The sequence below is a fragment of the Mesorhizobium sp. M4B.F.Ca.ET.089.01.1.1 genome (genome assembly GCF_004022605.1).
Lineage (GTDB): Bacteria > Pseudomonadota > Alphaproteobacteria > Rhizobiales > Rhizobiaceae > Mesorhizobium > Mesorhizobium abyssinicae.
On record NZ_RZOS01001272.1, the window covers coordinates 1 to 540 of the forward strand.

At 63.9% G+C, this 540-nt stretch carries 1 protein-coding gene and 1 pseudogene; one reads left to right on the forward strand and one right to left on the reverse strand.

Annotated elements, in window-relative coordinates; all coding sequences use genetic code 11:
- Nucleotides 1-231 (forward strand): IclR family transcriptional regulator C-terminal domain-containing protein (locus EN780_RS37110; RefSeq protein ID WP_281035421.1); only part of this gene is annotated, 231 nt, incomplete at its 5' end.
- Between the two features lie 67 nt (nt 232-298).
- On the opposite strand, the pseudogene EN780_RS40050 reads toward EN780_RS37110, so the two are convergent.
- Nucleotides 299-540, reverse strand: a pseudogene (locus tag EN780_RS40050) (gfo/Idh/MocA family oxidoreductase); the annotation flags it as partial.

Here is a 540-nt window from a genome sequence, read left to right on the forward strand (position 1 = left end):
CTTATACGGGAGCGGGGCTATGCGGTCGACAACGAAGAGTCGGCGATAGGTGGCCGCTGTATCGGGGCCCCTGTTTACGATGAAGCCGGACGCCCGCTCGGTGCGATCAGCATCAGCGGGCCGATCGCGCGCGTCACCGACGAGGATATTCCCTCGACAGGCAGGCGCGTTGCCGAGATCGCCGACCAGATATCACGCGCTATGGGGTATGAAGGGAAGATGCCCGCCTGAGCTTCGGGAGCGAGTGATCGGCGGAGCTACCTGCTTGGCTGTCATTTCGACAGCCGGGTTCTGCAGGTTACGGCCGAAGTGCGATCGTTCGGCGCTTTGTAGATGCCGCGGCCACCGCCTCGGCGGCCCGCAGGGCGGCGATGTTATCCGACCCTCGCGCCAGCCAGGACATCTTTCGGTCCCCTGCGCTGACGAAATCCTCGACAGTCGCGACGTGGGAGTCGCCGTCACGAACAGGAACGAGCTCATTCTTGGCTCCATGCCGTCGCATGAGCGTGCCCGAAGCCTTACCGTTCAGCGTGCCATGAG